Origin of the sequence: Streptomyces pratensis, from assembly GCF_037137275.1 — a bacterium.
In the GTDB taxonomy this organism is placed as follows: Bacteria; Actinomycetota; Actinomycetes; order Streptomycetales; family Streptomycetaceae; genus Streptomyces; species Streptomyces pratensis_B.
The window spans coordinates 132,925-155,675 of the sequence record NZ_JBBBEN010000062.1 but is presented as its reverse complement, the minus strand read 5'-3'; the positions used below and the strand labels follow the sequence as shown (position 1 = coordinate 155,675).

At 73.4% G+C, this 22,751-nt stretch carries 20 protein-coding genes and 2 pseudogenes; 11 read left to right on the top strand and 11 right to left on the bottom strand.

Features of this window, described 5'->3' with window-relative positions; translation table 11 throughout:
* Positions 1–11 precede the first annotated feature (11 nt).
* The gene (locus V9U70_RS05165) at positions 12–986 is read right to left on the bottom strand and encodes a DMT family transporter (protein WP_336673247.1); all 975 of its coding nucleotides are present in this window, start codon (positions 984–986) and stop codon (positions 12–14) included.
* 92 nt (positions 987–1,078) lie between these two features.
* On the opposite strand from V9U70_RS05165, the gene V9U70_RS05160 reads away from it, so the two are divergent.
* Positions 1,079–1,747, top strand: coding sequence for a TetR/AcrR family transcriptional regulator (locus V9U70_RS05160; RefSeq protein WP_336673246.1), 669 nt, complete (start codon positions 1,079–1,081; stop codon positions 1,745–1,747).
* Positions 1,748–1,787: 40 nt separating this feature from the next.
* On the opposite strand, the gene V9U70_RS05155 is transcribed toward V9U70_RS05160, so the two are convergent.
* The 5 genes from V9U70_RS05155 to xylB form a co-directional block, all read right to left on the bottom strand.
* Entirely contained in the window at positions 1,788–2,510 is a 723-nt protein-coding gene (locus V9U70_RS05155; RefSeq protein ID WP_336673245.1) for a TetR family transcriptional regulator, read from the bottom strand.
* A gap of 496 nt (positions 2,511–3,006) precedes the next feature.
* On the bottom strand, positions 3,007–4,374 hold the full coding sequence (locus tag V9U70_RS05150) for a cytochrome P450 (RefSeq protein WP_336673244.1): 1,368 nt from the start codon (positions 4,372–4,374) through the stop codon (positions 3,007–3,009).
* Positions 4,375–4,953: 579 nt separating this feature from the next.
* The gene (locus V9U70_RS05145; protein ID WP_336673243.1) at positions 4,954–5,817 is read right to left on the bottom strand and encodes a hypothetical protein; all 864 of its coding nucleotides are present in this window, start codon (positions 5,815–5,817) and stop codon (positions 4,954–4,956) included.
* Positions 5,817–7,094 carry a VWA domain-containing protein gene (locus V9U70_RS05140; protein WP_336673242.1) on the bottom strand — a complete coding sequence of 426 codons (1,278 nt, stop codon included), beginning with the start codon at positions 7,092–7,094 and terminating at the stop codon, positions 5,817–5,819. The genes V9U70_RS05145 and V9U70_RS05140 overlap by 1 nt, the downstream gene beginning before the upstream one ends.
* A 69-nt stretch (positions 7,095–7,163) precedes the next feature.
* Positions 7,164–8,645 carry a xylulokinase gene (xylB, locus tag V9U70_RS05135; RefSeq protein WP_336673241.1) on the bottom strand — a complete coding sequence of 494 codons (1,482 nt, stop codon included), beginning with the start codon at positions 8,643–8,645 and terminating at the stop codon, positions 7,164–7,166.
* 210 nt (positions 8,646–8,855) lie between these two features.
* On the opposite strand from xylB, the gene xylA reads away from it, so the two are divergent.
* The gene (gene xylA / locus V9U70_RS05130; protein WP_336673240.1) at positions 8,856–10,022 is read left to right on the top strand and encodes a xylose isomerase; all 1,167 of its coding nucleotides are present in this window, start codon (positions 8,856–8,858) and stop codon (positions 10,020–10,022) included.
* 16 nt (positions 10,023–10,038) lie between these two features.
* Here xylA and V9U70_RS05125 read toward each other — a convergent pair.
* The 4 genes and pseudogenes from V9U70_RS05125 to V9U70_RS05110 all read right to left on the bottom strand — a co-directional run.
* Positions 10,039–11,268 (bottom strand): annotated as a pseudogene (locus V9U70_RS05125) (ROK family protein); the annotation flags it as partial.
* 87 nt (positions 11,269–11,355) lie between these two features.
* Positions 11,356–11,976, bottom strand: coding sequence for a DUF305 domain-containing protein (locus tag V9U70_RS05120; RefSeq protein WP_419723937.1), 621 nt, complete (start codon positions 11,974–11,976; stop codon positions 11,356–11,358).
* Between the two features lie 32 nt (positions 11,977–12,008).
* Complete coding sequence (locus V9U70_RS05115; RefSeq protein ID WP_336673238.1) at positions 12,009–12,659, bottom strand: DUF3105 domain-containing protein; 651 nt, start codon at positions 12,657–12,659, stop codon at positions 12,009–12,011.
* A 110-nt stretch (positions 12,660–12,769) separates the two neighbouring features.
* On the bottom strand, positions 12,770–13,189 hold the full coding sequence (locus tag V9U70_RS05110) for a hypothetical protein (RefSeq protein ID WP_336673237.1): 420 nt from the start codon (positions 13,187–13,189) through the stop codon (positions 12,770–12,772).
* 73 nt (positions 13,190–13,262) lie between these two features.
* Between V9U70_RS05110 and V9U70_RS05105 the strand changes: the two genes are divergently transcribed.
* The 3 genes and pseudogenes from V9U70_RS05105 to V9U70_RS05095 all read left to right on the top strand — a co-directional run bounded on the left by V9U70_RS05105 (position 13,263) and on the right by V9U70_RS05095 (position 15,018).
* Entirely contained in the window at positions 13,263–14,021 is a 759-nt protein-coding gene (locus tag V9U70_RS05105; RefSeq protein WP_336673236.1) for an LURP-one-related family protein, read from the top strand.
* Positions 14,022–14,209: 188 nt separating this feature from the next.
* Positions 14,210–14,515: pseudogene (locus tag V9U70_RS05100) on the top strand (FUSC family protein); the annotation flags it as partial.
* The gene (locus V9U70_RS05095; protein ID WP_336673235.1) at positions 14,512–15,018 is read left to right on the top strand and encodes a MarR family winged helix-turn-helix transcriptional regulator; all 507 of its coding nucleotides are present in this window, start codon (positions 14,512–14,514) and stop codon (positions 15,016–15,018) included. The pseudogene V9U70_RS05100 and the gene V9U70_RS05095, both read left to right, overlap by 4 nt.
* A gap of 75 nt (positions 15,019–15,093) precedes the next feature.
* Here the strand turns inward: V9U70_RS05095 and V9U70_RS05090 are convergent, their stop codons facing one another.
* Complete coding sequence (locus tag V9U70_RS05090) at positions 15,094–15,867, bottom strand: IclR family transcriptional regulator (RefSeq protein WP_336673234.1); 774 nt, start codon at positions 15,865–15,867, stop codon at positions 15,094–15,096.
* Positions 15,868–16,394: 527 nt separating this feature from the next.
* On the opposite strand from V9U70_RS05090, the gene V9U70_RS05085 reads away from it, so the two are divergent.
* From V9U70_RS05085 to V9U70_RS05060, 6 genes are all read left to right on the top strand, one after another.
* On the top strand, positions 16,395–18,047 hold the full coding sequence (locus tag V9U70_RS05085) for a sensor histidine kinase (protein ID WP_336673233.1): 1,653 nt from the start codon (positions 16,395–16,397) through the stop codon (positions 18,045–18,047).
* The gene (locus tag V9U70_RS05080; RefSeq protein WP_336673232.1) at positions 18,044–18,451 is read left to right on the top strand and encodes a roadblock/LC7 domain-containing protein; all 408 of its coding nucleotides are present in this window, start codon (positions 18,044–18,046) and stop codon (positions 18,449–18,451) included. The genes V9U70_RS05085 and V9U70_RS05080 overlap by 4 nt, the downstream gene beginning before the upstream one ends.
* Positions 18,448–18,819, top strand: coding sequence for a DUF742 domain-containing protein (locus V9U70_RS05075; RefSeq protein ID WP_336673231.1), 372 nt, complete (start codon positions 18,448–18,450; stop codon positions 18,817–18,819). The genes V9U70_RS05080 and V9U70_RS05075 overlap by 4 nt, the downstream gene beginning before the upstream one ends.
* On the top strand, positions 18,800–19,414 hold the full coding sequence (locus V9U70_RS05070) for a GTP-binding protein (protein ID WP_336673230.1): 615 nt from the start codon (positions 18,800–18,802) through the stop codon (positions 19,412–19,414). Before V9U70_RS05075 ends, V9U70_RS05070 begins: the two co-directional genes overlap by 20 nt.
* 187 nt (positions 19,415–19,601) lie before the next feature.
* Positions 19,602–21,194, top strand: coding sequence for a cytochrome P450 (locus V9U70_RS05065; protein ID WP_336673229.1), 1,593 nt, complete (start codon positions 19,602–19,604; stop codon positions 21,192–21,194).
* Positions 21,195–21,362: 168 nt separating this feature from the next.
* Positions 21,363–22,709 carry a 6-phospho-beta-glucosidase gene (locus V9U70_RS05060; RefSeq protein ID WP_336673228.1) on the top strand — a complete coding sequence of 449 codons (1,347 nt, stop codon included), beginning with the start codon at positions 21,363–21,365 and terminating at the stop codon, positions 22,707–22,709.
* The last annotated feature ends 42 nt before the right edge of the window (positions 22,710–22,751 follow it).

The following is a 22,751-nucleotide window of genomic DNA, read 5'->3' as shown; positions in this document are numbered from 1 at the left end:
CCGGGCCGACGTCAGGCGAGCTGGATGGTGAGCGAGCCGGCGAGCAGTAGGGCCAGGCCGATCACCCGCGGCTTGGTCAGGGCCCGCCGAGGGAGCCGGAAGAGGCCCCGGTGGTCGATCAGCGCGGAGGTCAACTGCTGCCCGGTCACGGTGAGCGCGATGGTGACGGCCGCGCCGATGACCGGCATGAGCAGGAACGTCCCGGTCACATAGGCGGCGGCGCAGGCTCCGCCGAGCCAGCCCCACCACGGCATCTTCTTGAGAGGGGCGACCTTCGGCGCCGGGGTCCGGCGGGTCAGGTACAGCACGAGCAGCACGATGGCGATGGCGAAGGTGGCCACCGCGAAGCTGATGACGGCGACGGTGACCGGTTCTTTCAGGCCGGAGCGCAACTGGGCGTTGACCGCGCCCTGCACGGGCAGGACGCCGCCCGCGAGGATGCCGAGGCCCAACCAGCCGATCCGCCCGGCGCCGGACGTCTTCGGGGCTCCGGCGGGGGCCGCCGCCTTCTGGCCCTTGATGATCACGACGATGCCGACGAGGACGGCCAGGGCGCCGAGGACGATGCCGACGCTCAGGCCCTTTCGGTCGATGCCCAGGAGGCCGAAGAGGTCCAGGGCGAGTGAGGCGAACATCTGGCCGGTGACGAAGAGCCCGACGGCGGCGAGCGCGCCCAGGCGGGGGAAGAGCAGGATGCCGCTGGTGATGTAGAGAGGACTGGCGAGTCCGCCGAGCAGCTGCCAGGGCTCCACATCGGGCAGCTTGCCGAGCGCGCCGAGCGCACCCGCGGCCACCGCGAGCACCAGGAGCAACCCGGTCGCCACGCCGAGCTGGAGGGTCGAGGCGCCGTACGGAGTGCCGACGGCCGAGTTGAGCTGGAGGTTCACCGAGGCCTGGACGGCCAGCAGGCAGCCGACGAGGAGGGCCGCGGCGAGCAGCGCGGTGTGCATCTGGATCTCCCTGAGGCGGGTGATGAGGAGGCGCACGACGATTAAGTGGACGCCCTGTCCGGTTAGGATGCCATGCGGCATGCCAAACGGACAAGGTGTCCACTTAAGGAGCCCAGTAAGGTCGGAGCATGAGCGATGACGAGCAGCGCGGGCGCAGATCCGCCTCCGTGCACCGCGTCGGCGGCCCGCTGGGCGATCTGCAGGCCCCGCAGGAGGGCCCGGCCGCGCCCCGCCGGCGAGCGGACGCGGTCCGCAACCGCGCGCAGATCCTGGCCGCCGCGGAGCAGCTCTTCGGCGAGCAGGACCCGCGCACGGTCACCATGGACCGCATCGCCAAGGCCGCGGGCGTCGGTCGCGCGACGCTCTACCGGAGCTTTCCCGATCCCTCGTCGGTCGCGGTGGCCCTGCTGGACGAGCACGAACGCCGGCTCCAGGGCCGGCTCATCTACGGGCCCCCGCCCCTGGGGCCCGGCGCGCCCGCCGCCGAGCGGCTAGCCGCGTTCTACCTGGCGATGCTCGACCTGCTGGAGCACCACCTGCCGCTGGCGCTCGGGGCCGAGGTGGGGCCCGACCGCTACGCCACGGGTGCGTACGGCTTCTGGCGCGTGCATGTGCGCACGCTGCTCATCGATGCCCGGAGCCCCGATCCGGATGCCGCCATCGACGTCGTCCTCAGTCCGCTGGCCCCCGAGCTCTACCGGTTCCAGCGGCACGAACTGGGGCTCTCCCAGGATCGGATCGCCGCTTCACTCACGGGCCTGGCCCGGCGGCTCCTGGCGCCCCTGCCCGCCGGGTGACAGCGCGGCGGGCCCGGACCCGGGTCCGCCCCTGAACAGTTCAGGGCAGCAGGATTCCGGGTGTCGCAGGCGTGGTCCTGGGTGGCGCCGTCCGCGTGGCGCGGGCCGGGGAGAGCGGCTCCGGGGGAGTGGGCGGTACCAGGCCCGGAAGGATTAACTCCCATATGCGCTCCAGCCGTTCACCCGGGTGACCGCAAAGGACGGTGCTGTCGCCGGGCCAGGTCTCGTCGGCAGGGCCGCTCGACGCCCGCATCGCCAGTTCGACGCCCTGGACCACGTAACTGATGAGGGCCACCACGGCCGTCGCGTCGATCCCGGCGTGCAGCGCCCCCTCGTCGTCCGCGCGCCGGACCAGTCGCGCCACCTCGCGTCTCCAGGGACACTCCTGGGACGAGGGCGAGCCGGCCGTCTGCAACTCGCGGGTCAGGCGTTCGCCGGCCCGGGCGACGCAGTCGGTCTCGAAGAGCCGGATCAGCGCACGGGTGACCGCCACCAGCTTCTCCACGGCGGTGCCGCCCGAGCCGCCCGCGGACACCGAGGCCGACTCGACGGTCACGCCCGTGACGGCGCGGGCCCGCTCCTGCACCGCGGACGCGAGATCCGCCTTGGTCGCGAAGTGGAAGACCAGCGCTCCCGTGGTCACCCGGGCCTCGCCGCTGATCCGTGCGAGCGACGCCCGGTCGTAGCCCTGGACGTCGAAGACCCGTGCCGCCGCGGTCAGGATGGTCTGCCGCGTTCGTTCGGCCCTCTGCTGGATCGCCACTTCGTCCCCCGTCTGTCGCCACCGAGCCGGACTGCGCGCATCCCGCCATGGTGCGGCCCGGTGAACGGGATCGTTCACCGAAAGGGACGGCATGCGGCGAAGGCGTGAAACCTTCGGAGCGGGCCGTGATGGCGAAGTGTGGCCGAGCAGACGTTATCCGGCTGGTGGGGCCGTAAAACACCTCTCCTCGAACATACGGCCGGATCGAGGGTCTTGACGCCGGGGCACGCACGATCCGGCCTGCGGACGAGGGAGTCGGCGGCGCTGCAAGCTGGCCTGAACCGATGCCGTGCCGGTGTGGGCGGACCCACCGGTTTCGAGCCGTCCGCAGCCCCGGAGGGGAGCGCGGAGCGGCTGGCGAAGGGGTTTTTGGCCATGACGGAGAGGAGCACGGCTGCGCGCCGGCGCGTTCCCCCTTCTCCGGGGGAGCACGGGTCAGCGCGCACCAGGATGCGCGAGCAGGCGCACGCCGGACCCACCTCCGAGGGGGCACGGGTCAGCGCGCCCGCACCGTCGCCAGGACGTCCCGGTCCGGCTGCAGCGTGAGACTCGGTACGGGACCGATCTCGCCCGGATCGACGTCGAGTGCGAAGCGACGGGCCAGCACCGCCAGGATGAGCACCGCCTCCACCATCGCGAACCGGGTGCCCAGGCAGACCCGCGGCCCGCCGCCGAAGGGGAACCACGCGTACTCCGCGATCTCCTCGCCCCGCTCCGCGTCCCACCGCTCGGGGCGGAACTCCTCCGGCTCGGGGAACCACCGCGCGTCGCGGTGCGTGGCCCACTGGCTGCTCCACACCCGCGTCCCCTCCGCGATCGGCAGGCCGCCGATCCGCGCCCCCTCCTTCGCCACCCCGGTGATCAACCAGATGGTCGGATACAGCCGCAGGGTCTCCTTCACCACGGCCTGGGCGTACGGCAGCCGGGCGTAGTCCTCGAAGCCGGGCTCCCGGTCGCCCAGCACCCGGTCCAGCTCCTCGGCGAGCGTCTCGCGGACCCGGGGGGCGCGGGAGAGCAGATACCACGCCCACACCAGCGTCGAACTCGTCGTCTCGTGCCCACCGATGTACAGGGTCACCGTCTCGTCGCGGATCTCCTCGTCGCTGAGCCGCGTCCCGCTCTCGTCGACCGCGGTGAGCAACCTGCTGAGCAGGTCGGGGCGCTCCTCCCCGCCGTCGCGGTGGCGGGCGACCACCCGCCCCACCTCGGCGTCGATGACGGCCGCGGCCTTCTTGATGCGCGCCCGGCCGGGCGTCGGCACCCAGTCGGGGAGCAGCGCCCCGAGCCCGGCGAACTCCTTGCCGATCTCCTGCTGGGCGACGTCCATGGCCCGGCCCATCGCCTCCGCGTCCGCCGGGGTGTCCACGCCGAAGATGGTGCGCACCGCGATCTTCTGTGTGAGGGCCGCCATCTCCCGCTTGACGTCGATCTGTTCGCCGTCCGACCAGCTGTCCGCCAGCTCCACCGCGCAGTCGGCCATGGTGGCCGCGTAGGACCTGACCTGCTTGGGGCGCACCGACGGCTGCACGAGCGAGCGCTTGCGCCGCCAGTCACGGCCCCGCGCGACGACGACGCCGTCGCCCATCACCGTGCGGAAGGCGATGCCCAGCCGCGGCTGGTCGAACGTGCGCTCCGTCTCGGTGAGCAACTCGCCTATGCACCCGGGGTCGGAGAGGAAGACACACCGGTTGCGGCCGAACCGCCAGCGCACCATGTCGCCGCGTCCGCGCAGGAGTTCGAAGAAGGCGAGGGGGTTCTTCGCGAACTGCGGCAGGTTCCCCAGCAGCGGCAGCCCCTTGGGGCCCGCTGCGAGAGCATGGCCGCGAGGCGCGGTGTCGGGTGTCGGACCGGTCTGCGTGGACATCGATGAACTCCGCTCCCAGGGACGCGCGCAGCACGGGCGCGTCGGCGTGCGAACCCCCACCGGAGGCGATGGGGGCGGTACTCCGCCAGGGCCTCGGCCGGTGCGGACGGGCCCGTCATCGGCCTTACGGAATAAGTGAGTTGCCGAGCGTAGCCGCAGCCGGCCCCTGATTCGAACAGGGAGCGGCGGGAGTACGCCACGGCGTCCCGCCGCGCCGCGGGACGCCCCTCGGGCCGGGGAGCCGCGGACCCTGGGGCGACGCGCCGACGCCCGGTGCTCTGGAAGCACTCGTACGGGGGGCTCACCGGCCGCCTCTGGAACGACCGGTGGCCGGTCTCAGCGCAGAGGCCTGCCCCGAGGCGGGGTCCGGGGCCCGCGGCCGGCGGTGTGGGCGTACGGAGCACCGGTCGGCGTCGGCGTTCCGGCGGGCGCGCCGGCGCCCCGTCGGCGTCCCGGGGAGCAGGGCGCGGGCCGTGCCTCCCCGCCCCGATGCGTTCGCGTCCCCGCCGGGAGCGCGGAACGCCGGGGCACGGGGAGGCTGCCGGGCGGAGCGCCGCCGCGGCCGGCGGCGGGGGCGTGTCAGACGCCGTGCGGCGCCCCGGCCGGGCGGCCGCGGCCGCGCGTCAGCGTGTATCCGAACACGGCCGCGAGTGCGGCGAGCACCCCGCCGCCGACGGTCCACAGCCAGCGGTCGGTCCACCAGTTGGAGGCCCAGCCGTCCTCCGGCCCGCCGGCCGTCGGCGTCCGGGGCGCGGCAGAAGCGGCGGAGCCCGTGGCGTCGTCGCCGGACGCACCGGAGAGAAGGACGCCCGGTACCAGCGGCGCGGAGAGGGAGCCGTCCACGTCGTGGCCGCCGCCCACGTCCTCGGAGACCGCCTTCACCTCGACGCCGACCGGCAGGCCGAGGTCGGAGGCGGGCAGGTCCACCACGGTGAGGCGGACGTAGTAGCTGCCGGGCAGCGGGTCGTTCGCCCACGGCTCCGACCAGGAGCGCACGGTCCGCAGCACACAGGACAGCTCCACGGTGGCCGCGTCGGCCGCCGCCTTGCGGGTCTGGTGCCCGTACGTGCAGGCCTGACGGCGGCGCAACCCGTCGTACACGTCGATCTGCCAGGTGGACGCGCCCCGGCGGGCGGCGCTTTCGGGAAGCTTCACCGTGGCCTCCACGGTGGGCCGCTGGCCGGCGTCGGCGGGGAACACCCAGTAGAGGTAGTCGCCCGTCGAAGCCTGGGCGGTGCCCGTGCGGCCCTGCTCGAGTGCGGTGGCCGTGCGGAACGTCGTCCCCGCCTCGGTGGGGCCGTCGCCGGCCCCTGCGGGACTCGCGGTCGCCGACGGGTCGTCGGCCGCGGCGGGCCCCGCGGAGGTGAGCAGGGCCAGTCCGGCGAGCAGCGCACCGGTGAGGGCGCGCCGCACGCGAGGGGTGCGGTGCGGTGTCATAGGCATCAGTCGGTCCTCCGTACGACGACGCGCCAGCGGGATATCCAGCCGGCCAGCAGGCCCGCGAGCAGGCCGGTCAGAGCGAGCACACCCAGCAGCCACCAGCCGCGGCCGAGCCCGAACGCCGCGACGTCGGACGCCTCTTCGGGGCCCTCGACCAGGTCGACGGTGAGCTCGACCGGCAGGCCGGGCGACCTCTTCACCGAGGCGGGCGCGGAGAAGGAGTGGGCGAGCTGGAGGCAGACGGTCTCGGCGGCGGGCTTGCCGTCGCCGTCGTCACCCTCCGGCGCCGCGGCCTTCGGGTAGCGCAGCCCGGAGGAGATCACGTCGGTGCGGCCGGCGCCGGCCTCTGAGCCCCGGACGATCTCCCGCCCGTGCAAGGTCACCGCGCGCAGCAGCACGCCGTAGTCGTCGTCGACGGCGCGGTCCGCGGCCACGCTCGCGGAGGCGCGCAGCTCCTGACCGGGCAGCACGTCGACGCGGTACCAGCGGTGTTCGCCGATCTTCTCGCGGTCCGTGTAGAGGCCGGGTTCCAGCCGGGGCGCGGCGGCGCAGCTCGCGGCCCCTTCGGTCGCCACCGGGGTGACGACGGGCTCGGCGGCCCGGTCCACCAACTGCTTCACACGGCCGGAGAGTTCCTCCTTGTGCTGCACGGCGGTGTATGTCCCGCCCGTGGCCTCGGCGATGCAGGTCAGCTGCTGGCGGATCTTGGCGTTGGGGACCAGGCCCAGCGTGTCCACGACCAGGTGCGTGCCGCGCGCGGCGATCTCCCGCGCCACCTCGCACGGGTCGAGCGGCCCGCAGGTGTCCTCACCGTCCGTGATGAGCACGATCCGGCGCGACCCCTCGCCGCCCTCCAGGTCGTCGGCCGCGCCGAGCAGAGCCGGACCGATGGGGGTGAATCCGGTGGGGGCGAGGGTGGCGACGGCGGTCTTGGCCTCGGTGCGGTCCAACGGGCCGACCGGGTAGAGCTGGCGGGTGTCCTCGCAGCCGACCTTGCGGTCGTCGCCGGGGTAGTCCGCGCCGAGCGTCCGGATACCGAGGTGCACCTGCTCCGGCACCGCGTCCAGGACGTCGTTGAACGCCTGCTTGGCGGCGGCCATCCGGGACTGGCCGTCGATGTCACGGGTGCGCATGGAGCCGCTGACGTCGAGCACCAGCTCGACCTTGGGGGCGGGGGCGGGTTCGTCGTCGGCGGCGGCGGGGAGCGCTGTGCCGAACCCGGCGGCCAGGGTGGCGAGCACCAGACCCACCCCGGTCGCCAGCCGTTTTCTTGTGATCATCGCCGGATCTTATGGAAAATCAGTTCGCATTCCCAACCGGGTCGGTCGGGTACCGCCGGATCGGCCCGGTCAGCCGCCGAGCAGCGGCCGCGACGCCCGGTCCAGCACCGAGGTGACGCGCTGCCAGGTCTCCGTGTCCCGCTCGACCGGGTCGATGTGCCGGCCCGGCGCGCGCTCGGCCCAGGACGCCGACAGGGCCACCGGGTCGCCGCCGCCCGCGGCCGAGGCGGCGAGCGCCGCCGCGCCCAGGGCGACCAGCTCCTCACTGCCGGGCAGGACGAGGGGGCGGCCGGAGAGCCGCCGGACCGTCTCCACCCACATCCGGCCGCGCGCTCCGCCGCCGATCAGGCGCAGTGGCCGCGCGGCGATCTCGGGGGCGTCCGGGTCGAGGCCGCAGGCACGTGACAGCTCGTCCAGAGCTCGCAGGACGGTCACGGCCGCGCCTTCGTAGGCGGCGCCCAGCAGCCGGTGCGGGGTCGTGTCGTGGCGCAGTCCGGTGAGGAGTCCCGACGCGGTCGGCAGGTCGGGTGTCCGTTCACCGTCCAGGTAGGGCAGCAGGACGGCCTCGCCGCCGGGGGTCGCGTCCTCGCGGTCCAGGCCCAGCAGTGAGGCCACCTTGTCCACGGCGAGCGTGCAGTTGAGGGTGCAGGCCAGCGGCAGATACGTACCGTCGGCGGCGGCGAACCCGGACAGCGCGGTGGAGCCGGGCCGGGTGCGGGACGCCGCGAAGACCGTGCCGGAGGTGCCGAGGCTGAGGGCCGGGTGGTCCAGCAGCCCCGCGCCGCCCAGCCCGAGGCCCACGGCGGCGCTCATGTTGTCCCCGGTCCCGGCCGCCACCGCGATGCCCGGGGGCAGCCCGAGCGCGCTCGCCGCCGCTGCGGTGAGCGAGCCGATCCGGGTGGCCCCGGTGGGCGCGACGGCGGGCAGCAGGGCGGCGTCGAGGCCGAGGAGATCCAGCAGGACCGGGTCGTAGGCGCCGGTGGCCGTGGAGTACCAGCCGCTGCCGGAGGCGTCGCCGGGATCGGTGGCCGCGACGCCCGCGAGGCGTTCGGTGAGGAAGTCGTGCGGGAGCCGCACCGCCGCCGCGGCCGCCGCGCTCGCCGGGTCCTTCTCGCGCAGCCACTGCCACTTGGAGGCGGTGATCGCGGCCACCGGCACGGAACCGGTCCGGGCGGTCCAGGCGCCGGGACCGCCGAGCGCCTCCGTGAGGGCCGCCGCCTGAGGCGCGGAGCGGGTGTCGTTCCACAGCAGTGCGGTCCGCAGGGGCCGGCCCGTCCCGTCCAGCACGACCAGCCCGTGCTGCTGTCCGGCGACCGCGATGCCGGTGACCGCTCGAGCGGGGAGGCCGGACGCGCTCAGCCCGGCGGCCACCGCCTCGCCGAGCGCCCGCCACCAGATCTCCGGATCGCTCTCCCGGGCCCCGGCCTCTCCGGTGACGACGTGCGGGGAGCGTCCGACGGCGAGCTGCTCGCCGGTCGCGGCGTCGATGAAGGCCGCCTTGGTGGACTGCGTCGAGCTGTCCACGCCGACGACGACGGCGGGTGACGGCATGGGGGCCTCTTTCGCACGGGAGGTTCATTTGGCTGTGGCACGAACAAATTACGTGATGCGGGGCCCCCCGGCCAGGGGCGGAGGGGACGCGTGCCGGCACGGGGGTTCCCTGGCCCGGGTGCGGTGTGGTTGATTAGTCATGACACTGAACAAATAGGGGTGCCGGGCTCGCGGCCGGGCGCCCCGACGGCAGGCGAAGGCGGTCGGACGATGACGGAACGCTTCACCCCCACCCCACAGGACAAGTTCAGCTTCGGCCTGTGGACCGTCGGCTGGCAGGGGCGGGACCCCTTCGGCGACGCGACCCGGGCCGCCATCGACCCCGCCGAGTCGGTGCGCAGGCTCGCCGAACTGGGCGCCTGGGGCGTGACCTTCCACGACGACGACCTGGTGCCGTTCGGCTCCACGGACGCGGAGCGCGAAGGCATCGTCAAGCGCTTCCGGCAGGCGGTCGACAGCAGTGGCCTCGTCGTGCCCATGGTGACGACGAACCTCTTCACCCACCCGGTCTTCAAGGACGGCGCGTTCACCGCCAACGACCGGGACGTGCGCCGTTACGCGCTGCGCAAGACGCTGCGCAACATCGACCTCGCCGTCGAGCTGGGCGCGACCACCTTCGTGGCCTGGGGCGGCCGCGAGGGGGCGGAGTCCGGTGCGGCCAAGGACGTCCGCCTCGCGCTGGACCGGATGAAGGAGGCCTTCGACCTGCTGGGCGACTACGTCACCGAGCAGGGCTACGACATCCGCTTCGCCATCGAACCCAAGCCGAACGAGCCGCGCGGCGACATCCTGCTGCCCACCATCGGTCACGCCCTCGCCTTCATCGAGCGCCTGGAACGCCCCGAACTGGTCGGCGTCAACCCGGAGACCGGGCACGAGCAGATGGCCGGACTGAACTTCCCGCACGGCATCGCCCAGGCGATGTGGGCCGGCAAGCTCTTCCACATCGACCTCAACGGGCAGACGGGCATCAAGTACGACCAGGACCTGCGCTTCGGCGCGGGCGACCTGCGTCAGGCGTTCTGGCTGGTCGACCTGTTGGAGAGCGGCTACGAAGGCCCGCGCCACTTCGACTTCAAGCCCCCGCGCACCGAGGACCACGAGGGCGTCTGGGCCTCGGCGGCCGGCTGCATGCGCAACTACCTGATCCTCAAGGAGCGGGCCGCCGCCTTCCGCGCCGACCCCGCGGTGCGCGAGGCGCTGAAGGTCTCCCGTCTGGACGAACTGGCCCGCCCCACCGCTCAGGAGGGCCTCGCGGGCCTGCTCGCGGACCGCTCGGCGTACGAGGACTTCGACGTGGACGCCGCGGCCGCACGCGGCATGGCGTTCGAGGCGCTGGACCAGCTCGCCATGGACCATCTGCTCGGCGTGCGCTGAGACGCCAGGGCACGCCCGCGTATGCCACCGGATCGTCCAGTACGTCCCGCACCACCAGGGCCGCGGCGCCCCGGGCGGCGTCCCCCGCCACGGACGACGCGCGGAGCCGGCCGCTGCCCGGGGGCCACAGGCCCGACACCACACGGCCGGTCAGCTCCTCGTCGGCGGGCGGCGCGAGCCACGGCATCAGGCTCCGGTAGATCCCGCCGAGCACCACCGCGTCCGGGTCGATCAGGTTCACCGCCCCCGACAGCACCCGCCCCAGCATCCGGCCCGCCTCGTCGAGCGCCGCCACGGCGCGGCCGTCCCCGGCCCGCGCCCGCCGCTCCAGCTCCAGCACCCCCGAGCCTCCGCCGGAGCCCTCGATCCCGGCGGCCCGCAGCAGCGCGGTCTGCCCGGCGTACTGCTCCAGGCAGCCCCGGGACCCGCACCGGCACTCCGGCCCGGCCGGGTCGACCACCACATGGCCGATCTCCCCGGCGAAACCGTGCGCTCCCCGCAGCAGCTCGCCGCCGAGGACGAGCGCGCCGCCGACCCCGATCTCCCCGGTCAGATAGAGGAAGCTGCGCACCGGCGCGGGTCCGCCGAACCACAGCTCGGCCAGCGCCGCGAGATTGGCCTCGTTCTCCGAGGAGACCGCCAGCACCGGCCGACCGGGGCGCAGGGCGGCGAGCGCGTCCGCGAACAGCTCCTGCGCCGGGACCTCGTTCCAGCCGAGGTTGGGCGCCTGGCGCACCGCCCCGCCGGAGACCAGCCCCGGCAGTGCCAGCGCGGCGCCCACCGGCCGCAGCTCCTGCTCGCCCGCCGAGTCCAGCGTCCGCGCGGTGATCCGGGCCGCGCGGGCCAGGACGTCGGCGGCGGGCGCGCCCCGGTTGTCGAGGTGTTCGGTCTGCCGGACCCGGCCGGTGCCCGCCAGGTCCACGACGCACACCGACACGTAGTCGACGTTGATCTCCACGCCGACCCCGGCGGGGCCGGTGCGGGCCACCTTGAGCGCGGTGCCGGGGCGGCCCGCCTGCCCGCTGAACGTCTTGCCCGACTCGGTCAGAAACCCGCTGTCCAGGAGCTGCTCGACGAGCGAGGACACCGCGGCCCGGGTCAGACCGACCCGGGCCGCCACGCCGGCGCGGGTCGCCTCGCCGCTCTCGCCCTCGTCCCGCACGGCACGGAGCACCAGGCTCAGGTTGTGCCGCCGCACGGTGTCCTTGTCGGCCTTGGGCCCCAGCGGAGTGAGGATGCTCTTCATGTCGTCGCCGAGCCTATGCGATGGGGCCCTGGGGCGGGCCGGGCGGAGGGGCGGCCCCGGCCGGCTGCCGGGGCCGCCCTGCTGCGGTCAGGGTGTCGCGCCGCGGGCCTCCAGCATGTCCGCCATCAGGCCGATCTCGGACTGCTGGCCCCGGACCATGCCCGCAGCCAGGTCGCGGATGGGGCGTGTCCCCGCCGCTTCGGCGGCCGCCTGCGCCATGTCCGCGCCCGCCTGGTGATGCACGGTCATCAGCCGCAGGAACCGCACCTCGGCCGCCACGCCCTCGGCCTCGCGCAGTGCCGCCAGTTCCGCGTCCGTGGCCATGCCCGGCATCAACGCGCCGTCGCCGCTCGGCGTGAAGGGGTGCCCCATCCACCGCATGGGCGGCGCGGACGAGCTCTTGGGCAGCCCCCACAGCTCCAGCCAGCCCAGCATCATGCCCCGCTGGTTGGCCTGGGTGTTGATGATGTCGTAGGCGAGCCGCCGCACGTCCTCGTCGTCCGTGCGCTCGCGCACGATGAACGACATCTCGACCGCCTGCTGGTGGTGGATCGCCATGTCCCGGGCGAAGCCCGCGTCCACCGAGTCGCCGGCCGGAGCCGACTGCGCCGCTGACGACGCGGACGGGGAGGCCGCGGAGGGGCGGACGACCATCAGTGCCACCAGGGCCAGGGCCACGAGCAGCAGGGCTGCCCCGGCGAGGACCATCCGGCGCGTGGAGCCCGACTGTGTCAGGGAGGTCACTTGTCCAGCCCGCCCGTGCAGGCGGCCCCCGGCTCAGGGGTCTGCGGGCCCTGCACGTACTTGGTGAAGAACTGTGCGACCCGGTCGTCCGACGCGCTCTTGACCGTCACCTGCTTGCCCCACGCGCTGAGCATCAGCGGGTCCTTCTGGTCCTTGACCGGACTCATCAGGGAGTACGGGGTCGACTTGACCCGCTTGGCCAGCGCCTCGACGTCGGCGTCCGACGCCTCGTCGTTGTACGTCACCCAGACCGCGCCGTGCTCCAGGGAGTGCACGGCGTTCTCCTTCGGTATCTCCTCGGTGTAGACGTCCGCGTTGCAGTTCATCCAGACCTGGTTGTGGTCGCCGCCGACGGGGGGGTTCATCGGGTAGTCGACCTTGGTGGCGACGTGCTCCTGGGTCAGCTTGTCCCAGCTGCGCTCACCGGTGACGGGGGAGGTCCTGGCCTGTTCCTGGGCCTCCTCCTTCTCGTTCGCCTGGGCCATCAGGTAGCCGCCCCCGGCGACCAGCGCGGCGACCACGGCCACCGACGCGCCGATCGTGATGATGCGGACCCGGCGCTCACGGGCGCGTTCCTTGCGGCGGGCCTCTTCGAGCTTGGCGCGACGCGCCGCGGCCGGGGTGTTCTGGTTCTTGGCGGAAGCCATGGGAAGTCCTCGTCGTTCAACAGGTGCATACGGGGTGATGCATGACAGGAAGCGGGGATGAGGGCATACGGATCTCCGCTCCGGCTAGCCGGGCGGCCGTCCGCGAGCTCCTAGATCCGTTGGACCTGAAGGCGCAGTTGATCGACGGAACGCACGCCGTCGTGTGCGGGGCCCCGGATGGCGGCCGCGCCGGTGAGCGGGGCGGTGGGGGCGACGGCCCCGGGGGAGGGGGTGGCCGCCGGCGCGGACGAGGCCGGGAGCACGACGGCCGCGGTGTGGGCCGAGCCGCCGTGGCACGACGTCCCCAGGCCCCGGTCGGCCGGCGCCGCGACGACCGGCTCGAAGTCCGCGTCGGGCGTCGGCGTCATGGCGCGCGCGGGGGCGGCGCCGACCGGCCCCGCCGTGACCGGCGCTGCGGCGGTCACCGAGCAGCAGAAGAGCATGGCGAAGAGGAAGAGCGCCCAGCCCAGGGCGACGGGCGTGCGAGTGCGGCGCCGCTGCCGGTCGGTCCGCGCGCTCACCCTGGTCATCGCCCGTCATCGTAGTAGGTGTGTGAAGCTTCAAAGAATATGGGTCGTGCCACCCGCGGGATAGTGTGCCTGAGTGACCACGCAATCGAACATAGCCGCGGGCTGGTTCCCTGATCCCCACGGCGCATCCGGGCTGCTGCGCTACTGGGACGGGGCCCGGTGGACCGAGCACACGCACCCGGCCGAAGGGCAGCAGGCCCCGGGCGTCCCCGCCCGGCAGGCGGCCTCGGCCGGCTCGCTCTTCGACCAGCCGGTCCTGGTGGTGAACCAGAAGGCCAAGCTGATCGAGGTGACGAACGAGTACCGGGTGTTCGATCAGCACGGCGCTGCGGTCGGCTCGGTCGTCCAGGTCGGGCAGAGCGCGCTGCGCAAGGTGCTCCGGTTCGTCTCCAGCATCGATCAGTACCTGACGCACCGACTGGAGATCCGTGACGCGCACGGTCGGCCGCAACTGCTCCTGACGCGGCCCGCGAAGTTCATCAAGTCCCGTGTCGTCGTCGAGCGGCCCGGCGGGCAGCCGGTCGGTGAGATCGTCCAGCAGAACGCCTTCGGAAAGATCAACTTCGCGATGAGGGCCGGTGGTGTGCAGGTGGGTGCGATCAGGGCGGAGAACTGGCGCGCCTGGAACTTCGCGATCGTGGACGCGGGCGGCACCGAGGTCGCCCGGATCACCAAGACCTGGGAGGGCCTCGCGAAGACCATGTTCACGACGGCCGACAACTACGTGCTCCAGATCCACCAGCGCCTGCCCGAGCCGCTGCTCAGCCTCGTCGTGGCCACGGCGCTGACGGTGGACACGGCCCTCAAGCAGGACTCCCGCGGTCTCGGCTGAGCCGCCGGCCGCCGCTCAGGGGAACGCCGTCGCCCGGACAGGGCGGCGGCGTCCTGCCGTTCCGGGCCCTTCTGCCGCCCAGAAGTATTTCACGGGTGTAATACTTGTTGGACGCAGAGGCGGCCCTCGCGACCCCGCACCCCGGCGGCGCGGGCCCCAAGCGGCTGCGCGGCCGGGCCGTCCTGACCCGCGCCCGGGGACCCGTGCCCGCGCCGCCGCCTGCCCCCGGCCGTCGACGAGCTGTCCGCCACGCCGAACAGACGCTCGCCGGCCCCGAAGCCGCACCCGCCGCACGGGGCCGGGCGCGCCGCACGCTCACCGCGACCCTGGTCGAGATGCGCGAGGCGGGCGACACGGCGGCGGGCGAATGGCGGCAGCGGGCCCTGCCCGAGGAGCGCCTCCTCGCGGCCGAGCAGGCCGGACACCGTACGCTCGCCGCGACAGCACAACGGCGGGGGCCGACGGCCCCCGCCCCTTCGATCGGAGCGGAGTGACCGACGACATCGTGGCCTCGGTGGTCCGGCAGTGGCAGGCCGTCGACCCTGACCTCGACACCGGGCCGATGGAGATCATCGGCCGGATCAACCGCTGCGCCGCCCTGCTCCAGCAGGCTCAGGACGCCCCGCTGCGCTCCGCCGGACTGACCCGGCCCGAATTCGACCTGCTCGGCGCGGTGCGCCGTACGGCCCGGGAGCTGACACCCGGCGAGCTGGCCCGGGAGACCTTCTCCTCCGGGGCCGCCGTCACCAAGCGGCTGCGCGCCCTCCAGGAGCGCGGTCTGGTCGACCGCCGGGGCGACGCCCGCGACCGCAGGGTCGCCCATGTCCGCCTCACCGACGCGGGCCGCGCCCTCGTCGACCGGCTGCTGCCCTGCCAACTGGCCTACGAACGCTCGGTGCTGGCCGGACTCGACGAGCGAAGCCGCGACGAACTCGGCTCCCGGCTCAGCGACTTGCTCGTTCAGCTGGAGGGCCGTCTGGGCGGAGCCGGGCGCTGACCCCCGGCGGCGCACGTCGGGGCCCCGGGGCGTACGACGGGGAGCGCGGCCTGTGCCGCTCGGCGGGGCGCCGGGTCAGGACGCCGGGCGCGGGGGGCGCAGCAGCGCCGCCGACCGACTGAGCTGGTCCGCCCGCCGGGCCAGTGCGGCGTCGTCCGACCGGTCCGACGGAGCGGCGGCCACCAGGGCGAGCCGGTCGCGCCAACTGGCCCCGCCCAGGGGCACGGCGACCGTGGTCATGCCGAGGACCGACTCGCCCCTGTCGACCGCGTGTCCGGTGCGCCGGATCAGCGCCAGCTCGTCCAGCAGGGCCGTCCGCGAGGGGAGCGTGTGCGGCGTCAGGGGCTCCAGCTCCTCCCGCGGGCAGAGTGCGCACACCTGGTCCTCCGTCATCCGGGACAGCAGGAGTTTGCCGCCCGCGTCCGTGTGGGCCGGACCGGTGCGGCCGGGCTCCAGTGTCACCCGCACCGGGTGGGCCGACTCCCGCCCGCCGGTGACGATGACCTGGTCGCCGATGAGCGCGGCGCTCCACACCGTCTCGCCCGTCCGTGCGGCCGCGTCCTCCAGGACGGGCCGCAGCCGTTCGCGGGCGGCCCCGCCGAACCCCGCGGGACGGCCGAGCCGCACCAGTTCGGGGCCCGCTGCGTAGCCGCGCCCCGAGGTGTCGCGCATGGCGAACCCTCGCTGCTCCAGGGTGCTCAGCACCCGGTGCGCGGTGGACCGCCCGACGGACAGCCGCTCGGCGGCCTCGCTGACGGTGAGGGTGTCGTGGGAGAGGAAGAGGCGCAGGGCGCGGAGCCCCGTGTCCAGCGAAGCGATCGTGTAGTCACCGGCCGCCGTCATGCGCATATCCCGCCTGCTCCCTCTCGTCCCCGTCGGTGTGCCGACGACGGACATGATCCCCGCTCCGCGGGGTCCGCGCCGGAGGATCGAGGACGGCGCCCGGCCGTGTGCGGCGGGCCGGATTCCCGGGTCACCCGCCCGCCGACCGGGAAACTGTTCCTTTCGATCCGATTCGATCACTTGTGCTCTCGTCCCGCACTCCGGGACGAGCCGGGCCCCCTGGAGCGATCACGCCCGAAAAGTGCTCTATATCGAGAGGTTGCGTCCCACCTTGCGGTACTACCCGACCGTAGGCGGGTCCTCTGCCCTCTTCGGTCACCCTCTGCACATGATCCACAGCGGTGAGTGCGAAAACTGCGAGTGTATGCCTCTCGGCGAGCTTCCGCAGGGGGTTGGGTGAATATGCCGAAGCACTGTTCTGATCTGGCTAAGCTCACGCGCAGTGGAGTCGAGTTGAGACGAATTCGAGCGCTTGTGCCTGAGTCTCCGCTCACGTGCGCATACATCCCGGAATCAACCGCCAGAGGGTTTAGATGGTCCGTGTTGAATCACCGCCGACCGACAGAAGAATTCCCGTCGTCCGCGTAGTCCTGCCGCCTGTGGTCCTGATGGGCGGCGCCACCGCGGCCGGTGCGGCCCTGGTCGTCCCGGCCGCGCGGATACCAGTCGCCGTGTGCGGCGTGATCGCCACGATCGCGGTCGCCGTACTCACCGCCGCACTGCACCGCCGCCGCCACGCCATGCGCGTCGAGCGCGCGGCGTACGAGCAACGCATCGCCTACCTGGAACACCGCATCCTCTCGCACGACTCCGAGACCGTGCGGCTCACCAAGGAGGTCATGCCCGCCGCCATCCGACGGCTGCGGGTGGGCAATTCGCCCGAAGAGGTGATGCGCGACGTCGTCGACGCGGACGTGGCCAACCGGCATCTGCCCAAGGCGCTGCGCGAGCAGATCTACCAGGTCCTCGAAGTCATCGACAACGAGGAGGCGCGGCGTGACTCGGCTCAGCGCGCCTTCGTCAGCGTCGCCCGCCGCGTCCAGGCGATCGTGAACCGCCAGGCCAGTGAACTGCGGGAGATGGAGGACCACTACGGGCGCAACCCCGAGGTCTTCGACGACCTGCTGCGCATCGACCACGGAACCGCGCTGATCGGCCGGCTCGCCGACTCCATCGCCGTCCTCGGCGGAGCCCGGCCGAGCCGCCAGTGGCCCAAGCCCGTACCGCTGTTCAGCGTGCTGCGCGGTGCGATGTCCCGCATCCTGGAGTACCAGCGCGTCGATCTGCACTCGATCGCCAAGGTCGCCATCGTCGGCACCTCGGTCGAACCGCTGATCCACGCCTGCGCCGAGCTGCTGGACAACGCGACCCGCTACTCGCCCCCCCAGACCCGGGTGCACGTCACCGCGGTCGAGGTGCAGACCGGCATCGCCATCGAGATCGAGGACGGCGGCGTCAGCCTCAGCGAGGAGGCCCGCGCCCGCGCCGAGAACATGCTCGCGCAGGCCCAGGCCGGCATCAACATGAACGACCTCGGGGAGTCCCCGCGGCTCGGCATGGCCGTCGTCGGCCGGCTCTCACGGATGTACCAACTCCAGGTATCGCTGAGGCAGTCCGCGTACGGCGGCGTCCGTGCCGTCCTCATCGTGCCGCGCGACATGATCACCACGGGCCCCGCCCCGGGCATCGCCCACGGCATCGGCGCCACCTCGCGGCCGACCAGCTCGCTGGACATGTCCCAGCTCCAGCACGTGGTACCGCCGCCCGGCAAGCGCAAGCCCAAGCCCGCCGCCACCGGCCCCGTGCCCTCGGTGGCAGCCCCGGCCCCCGCCGACGCCCCCGCGGCCGCGTCGCGCCCGGCCGCCCCCGCAGCGGCCATGGAGGACCACGCTCCCGTGGTCACCGAGTGGACCGAGAACGGGCTGCCGCAACGCCGCAGCCGGGGCCGCGCCCCGCTCGGCTCGCACAACCTCCCGCAGCAGCCCCCGCCGCCACCCGCCGTCCAGGCCAACGGGCGCCAGCCCGGCCGGGACGCGGGCGGGCCCGGTGGCGGCCCGGCCGGCGGCGAGAGGCCCCCCGGCCTGTGGCTGGAGGCCTTCACCCAGGCCGTCAACGGCGTACCGCAGGAACCGAAGCACGGCGGCGAAGACGCCGATGACGCGTGGGACAAGGGAGACCTGAAGTGATCCAGCAGCGGGGAAACATGGACTGGATGCTCAAGGAACTGGCCGAGGAGGTTCCGAGCATTCACCAGATCGTGGTGCTCTCCTCGGACGGTCTGCGCATCGCGATGCACGGAGGCGACCCCGACGTCGCCGACCGGCTCGCCGCGGCCTGCGCCGGACTGCAGAGCCTGGCCGCCGCGGTGGCCACCGAGATCCCTTACAGCGACGGCCTGATGAAGCTGGTGGTCATCGAAGTGACCGGCGGGTTCTTCTACCTGATGGCGGCCGGCACCGGCGCGTACCTCGCGGTGCTGGCCGGCGAGACCGTCGACGCCGGTCTGGTCGGCGCGCGGATGCGGGACATGGTCGTGCGGATCGGAGCCCATCTGACCAGCCCGCCCCGCCACGGCGGGCAGTCCGGATGAGCGGTCCCCGACGAGAACGCCGCAAGGCGGACCCGGCGCTCAACGATCCGGAACGGCTGTATGTGATCACCGGTGATCTCGACGACAGCGAACGGGCCGCGCTCGACCTGGTCACGATGGTCGTCGCGCAGGCGGAGCCCTCGCCGACGTTCCAGCCCGAGCAGGCCGCCATCCTTCGGCTCTGCCAGGCTCCGCTGTCCGTCGCCGAGATCTCGGCCTACCTCGGCCTGCCGTTCAGCGTGGTCACCTCGCTCCTCAGCGATCTGCTCGCGACCGAACTCATCGAGTCGCGCGCGCCGATCGTCCGCGCCACACTCCCCGACAGGTCCCTTCTCGAAGCGGTGATGCATGGACTTCAGAAGCTCTGACACGATCACCGGACCCCGTAGCGAGGACGTCCTTCCCACCACGGTCACCGCCGCGGTGAAGGTCGTGATCGTCGGCGGGTTCGGCGTCGGCAAGACCACCATGGTCGGTTCTGTGAGCGAGATCCGGCCCCTGACGACCGAAGAGACCATGACCCAGGCCGGCGTCGGCGTGGACGACAACGCCGGGGTGGAGACGAAGACCGCCACCACCGTCGCCATGGACTTCGGGCGGATCAGCCTCAGCGAGGAACTGATCCTCTACCTGTTCGGCACCCCGGGCCAGGAACGCTTCTGGTTCCTGTGGAACGGGCTCTTCGAAGGGGCCCTCGGCGCCGTCGTCCTCATCGACACCCGGCGGCTGGAAGTGAGCTTCGACGTCATCGGCCGGCTGGAGGAGCGTGGGGTCCCGTTCGTGGTGGCCGTGAACACCTTTCCCGACGCGCCGCACCATCCGGTCGAGGCCCTGCGCAGAGCGCTCGACCTGCCGGACGAGGTCCCCATGGTCGACTGCGACGCCCGGATGCGGGTCTCCAGCCGCGATGTGCTCATGACCCTGATGCGCTACCTGCACAGCCTGGCCGTCCCGCTCGCCTGACGCCGCGTCCCCCGCCCCCGAAGCGCGCCCGGAGCCGCCCCGCCGTCCGGACCGACACCGGGGGCGTGCGCCCACCGGCGCGCGCCCTCGGTCGGGGCCGCTCCTGCGTGCGCGTGTCCCACGCCCGTACGTCCCCGTCCCGTCCCCCTTGTGCACCAGCCTTGGAATCCTGATCCCTGGAGCCCCTGTGACAACCCCCTTCCACCACGAACCCGGCGCCGTGCCGCCGCCCCAGTGCCCGGCCCACGACCTCGACATCGGACCCGGCGGGCTGCGTCGGCTCCATGGTCCCGAGGCGGAGACCGACCCGGCGGGCCTCTACGCCAAACTCCGAGCCGAACACGGGACGGTCGCCCCGGTCCTGCTCCACGGTGACGTGCCCGCCTGGCTCGTCCTCGGCCACAGCGAGAACCTCCACCTCACCCGCACGCCGTCCCAGTTCTCCCGGGACTCGCGGCGCTGGCGCGCCCTCCAGGACGGCAGTGTCGCCCCGGACCATCCGCTGGCCCCCATCTTCACCTGGCAGCCCGTCTGCGTGTTCGCCGACGGCGCCACGCACGAGCGCCAGCGCGGCGCGGTCACCGACAGCATGGAGCGCATCGACACCCGTGGCGTCCGGCGCCACATCAACCGCTTCAGTAACCGCCTGGTCAACGACTTCTGCGAGAAGGGCAGCGCCGACCTGGTCAACCAGTTCGCGGACCACCTTCCGATGATGGTGATGTGCGCGATCTTCGGTATGCCCGAGGAGTACGACGAGCGCCTCGTCCAGGCGGCCCGCGACATGACCCGCGGCACCGAGACCGCCGTGGCGAGCAACGCCCACATCGTGTCCGTGCTGACGCGTCTCGTGGAACGCCGCCGCGCCGAGCCCGCACCCGACTTCGCCGGCTGGCTCGTCGAACACCCCGCCGCGATGACCGACATCGAGGTCGTCGAACACCTGCGGCTCGTCCTCATCGCCGCCTACGAGTCGACCGCCAACCTCATCGCCAACGTCCTGCGCATGGTCCTGATCGACCCGCGCTTCCGCGCCCGGCTCAGCGGCGGACACATGACGGTGCCCGAGGCGGTGGAGCAGACCCTCTGGGACGAACCCCCCTTCACGGCGGTGTTCGGCCGCTGGGCGGTGGGGGACACCGAACTGGGGGGCCAGCAGATCAAGGCCGGAGACGCCCTCCTCGTCGGCATCGCCCCCGCCAACACCGACCCCACCGTCCGCCCGGACCTCACCGCGGACATGGGCGGCAACCGCGCCCACCTCGCCTTCAGCGGCGGCCCTCACGAATGCCCCGGTCAGGACATCGGCCGCGCCATCGCCGACGTCGGGGTCGACGCGCTGCTGATGAGGCTTCCCGACCTGGAACTCGGCATCGAGGAGAGCGAACTGAGGTGGATCGGCAACATCATGTCCCGCCACCTGGTCGAGCTGCCGGTGAAGTTCGCCCCCAGCCCCCGGCAGAAGCTGGACGCCGACCCGCTCTCGGTGATGGCCCGCGCCGATCGGCCGGCCGGTGCGTGGGAGGTCTCCTCCCCGCCCCGGCCCGTACCGGAGCCCCTTCCGGCGGCGGGCATGCAGCCCGCCCACGCCCCGGGGGCCGCCCCGCAGACCGCCCCTTCCGCCCCCGCGGCGGCGGAGCCCGTCCCGGCGGAGCCCGCCCCGGCCGAGCCTGCCTCCCCGGCGGAGCCTTCCCCGCAGGCCGCGATCCCCGAGCAGCGTCGCCCGGCCGCGCCCGCCCGGCTCTGGCAGGCCGTGTCCCGCTGGTGGAACGGCTACTGATCCGCCGCTGACCCGAGCGCGACGGCGGTCCCGGGCCACTGCCCCGGACCGGGACCGCCCACGCCGCCCCACGCACGGGCCGGGACGGCTGCCGGACCGCCGGCCGGGCCCCCACGTGCGGACCGGGGGAGCGCCGCGGAGCCCGCCCGCCCCGTACCATCGAGCAGCGTGAAGCTGACAATTCTTGGCGGTGGCGGATTCCGGGTGCCTCTCGTGTACGGGGCCCTCCTCGGCGATCACGCCGAGGGCCGCGTCTCGCGTGTGACGCTGTACGACACCGACGCCGGCCGGCTCACCGCCGTCGCCCGCGTCCTCGGAGAACAGGCGCGAGGCATCGCGGACGCCCCCGCCGTGATCGCCACCACGGATCTCGAAGAGGCGCTGCGCGGCGCCGACTTCGTCTTCTCCGCGATCCGCGTCGGCGGCCTGTCCGGGCGCGCCGCCGATGAACGCGTGGCCCTGGAGGAGGGTGTGCTCGGACAGGAGACCGTGGGCGCCGGAGGCATCGCGTACGGGCTGCGCACCGTTCCCGTCGCCCTCGACCTGGCCCGGCGCATCGCCCGTCTCGCCCCGGACGCCTGGGTCATCAACTTCACCAACCCCGCCGGCCTCGTCACCGAGGCGATGTCCCGGCACCTCGGCGACCGGGTGATCGGGATCTGCGACTCGCCGGTCGGGCTGGGGCGACGCGTCGCCCGCCTCCTGGGAGCCGACCCGGACCGGGTCTGGATCGACTACGCCGGGCTCAACCACCTCGGCTGGCTCCGGGGCCTGTACGTCGACGGGCGGGACGAACTGCCCCGGCTGCTGGCCGACCCGGTCCTGCTCGACTCCTTCGAGGAGGGCCGCCTCTTCGGCCCCGAGCTGCTGCGGTCGCTCGGCTCGATCCCCAACGAGTACTTGCACTACTACTACTTCAACCGGGAGGCCGTCCACGCCTACCGGCAGGCCGAACGGACCCGGGGGGCCTTCCTCCGCGACCAGCAGGAGAGCTTCTACGCCCGGATGCGGGAGCCCGGCACTGCGGCGCTGCTCACCTGGGACCGCACCCGCGCCGAACGCGAGGCCACCTACATGGCGGAGAACCGTGAGGTGGCGGGGGCCGGGGAGCGGGAGAGCGACGACCTGGAATCCGGCGGGTACGAACAGGTGGCGCTCGCCCTGATGCGGGCCGTCGCCCGCAACGAACGCACCTCCCTGATCCTGAACGTCCGCAACCGCACGACCCTTTCTGCGCTGGACTGCGAGGCCGTCGTCGAAGTGCCCTGCCTCGTCGACGCCAACGGGGCCCACCCGGTGGCCGTCTCGCCCCTCCCGTACCACGCGGTCGGTCTGGTGGCAGCGGTGAAGGCCGTCGAGCGCGCGGTGCTCGAAGCGGCGGAGAGCGGATCGCGCGCGGCGGCCGTCCAGGCGTTCGCCCTGCACCCGCTCGTCGACTCGGTCGCGGTGGCCCGGCGGCTGGTCGAGCGGTATGCCGAGGTCCATCCGGAGCTGTCCCACCTCGGCCGGGCCTGACTGCGGGCCCGGCCGGGCGTCCACCGCGCCGGGACGGGGACC